The organism is Corallococcus sp. CA053C, assembly GCF_003611675.1.
GTDB lineage: Bacteria > Myxococcota > Myxococcia > Myxococcales > Myxococcaceae > Corallococcus.
Map to the genome: position 1 here is coordinate 1 of NZ_RAWA01000740.1, position 1,856 is coordinate 1,856.

The window sequence follows — 1,856 nt, forward strand, 5'->3', positions numbered from 1 at the left end:
GTATTGCTGGAGGGGAATGCCCACCCTCCGCCGCGCCCTCGCCCTGCTGCTCCTGGCCACCGGTTGCTCCCACCTGTCCTTCGAGCGCGCGAGCGAACAGGACACCGTCCAGGCCTACCGCGACTTCCTGCGCGAGAATCCCGATGATCCGGAAGCCACGACGGCGCAGGGGCGCATCGAGGGGCTGGAGTTCGACGAGGCGAAGCGGCTGCACTCGGTCATCGCCTACAAGCGCTTCCTGGAGACGTACCCGGACGCGCCGCAGCAGCGGGTGGTGAAGTCGCTGCTGGAGGGCCTGCGCTTCAACGCGGCGAAGCAGGTGGACACCGAGGCGGCGTGGCAGCAGTTCCTCGCGGATCATCCCGACGGCACCCACAAGGACGAGGCGAAGGCCCTGCTGCTGGCGGCCCAGGGGCGCGAGGTGCGCTCCACGACCGACCTCGCGCGCATGACGACGCTCCTGCGCGGGGAGTCCGAGGGCCCGCGCCGCGACGAGCTGGAGCGGAAGCTGGATGACGAGTCGTACGCCCAGGCCACCGACGCCGGGAAGCTCTTCGCCTACCTGCGCGACTTCGGCTCGGGCGTGCACCGCGAGGAGGCCCGCGTCCGGTTGCTCGAACTGGAGCTGGAGGGGCTGCTCGTCTCCGGGCTCGTGGACGAGGCCGAGGCCAAGGTGAAGGTCCACCCGCTGGGGCCGAAGCTCACGGGCTTCCCCGCGCGCCTCGCCCGCGCCCGCGCTGAACAGGGCGCCCTGGCCCGGACCGAGCCCGCCGCGCGCGCCATGCAGGCGGGCCACTACCTGCGCGACCTGGAGGACCTGAAGCGCGCGCTCATCGCGCCGGATCCGCTGGACCGCTGGCAGGCGGCGGAGGAGCTGGGGCAGCACGTGTCGGTGCGCGCGTTGGATCCGCTGCTGGAGGCGCTGCGCTCGGCCCGCAATCCGTTGATCCGCCAGAACGCGCTGGAGTCGCTGCGCTCGGTGCTCTCCGCGCTGCCCGCCCCCGTGGCCGCGTACGAGGTGGCCGTCCGGCTGGAGTCCCTGCGGGAGCGCGCCAGCAGCCCGGAGCTGTACCTGACGGTCGCGGCGCTGTTGGATTTGAGCGGCCAGTTCGAAGCCGCCGCCAGCCAGTACCAGCGCGTGTACGAGTCCGGCGGCACGGATCCGGTGGTGCTGTGGCGCTGGGTGCAGTTGCGCGAGCAGCGCCATCAGGCGTTCTCCGCGGCGGTGGCGGCCCGGCAGCTCTCCGTGTGGGCGCAGACCACGGCGCGCGACGAGGCGGTGTCGGAGGAGGGTGGGGTGCCCCTGGCGGCCGCCCGGCAGCTGTGCGCGGCGGTGGTGGACGCCCGGTTCGCATCCCAGGCCATCACCCGGGCCCGCGCGGTGAAGACGGAGTTCCCGGAGGACCTGGCCTCCTTCGAGCGCACCGCCCAGGACGCGGTGCGCCTCGCGGAGGCGAAGCTCGCGGACGCGGAGCTGCTCCTGCGCCAGCAGCACCCCGGCGTCCGCACCTGCGCGGATCAGCAGGTGGCCGAGCGGCTGTCGCAGGGCGTGAAGGAGCGCACGCAGGCCCTGCAGGCGTCGAACGCGAAGCTGCCGAAGCCCGTCGGTGTCCTCCTCCTGGAGCTGGCCCGCGAGCGGGATCCGTCCCCCGAGGTCCGGGCCGTGGCGGCCTCCCGGTTGGCCACGTCCACCCCTCCCTGAGACGGACTGGCACCCCCGGTCGCGGCGGTTAGAGTCCAGCCCCCCATGGCCGCCCCCGTCCCGATGATCCACGCCGTCACGCCCTCGCGGCTGGAGCTCGCCTCGTCCCTCAATGACGAGCACCGGTCCCTCCCCTGCTTCCACGGCCGCGCGC

General features: G+C 73.4%; 1 protein-coding gene. It reads left to right on the forward strand.

Annotated elements, in window-relative coordinates:
- Positions 1-16: 16 nt before the first annotated feature.
- Positions 17-1,702, forward strand: a complete 1,686-nt coding sequence (locus D7V97_RS42730; RefSeq protein ID WP_120616239.1) for a HEAT repeat domain-containing protein — start codon at positions 17-19, stop codon at positions 1,700-1,702.
- The last annotated feature ends 154 nt before the right edge of the window (positions 1,703-1,856 follow it).

What these genes read in the sequence shown, in the direction of transcription:
- D7V97_RS42730 (WP_120616239.1), top strand. Translation starts at nt 17, where the DNA reads ATGCCCACCCTCCGCCGCGCCCTCGCCCTGCTGCTCCTGGCCACCGGT.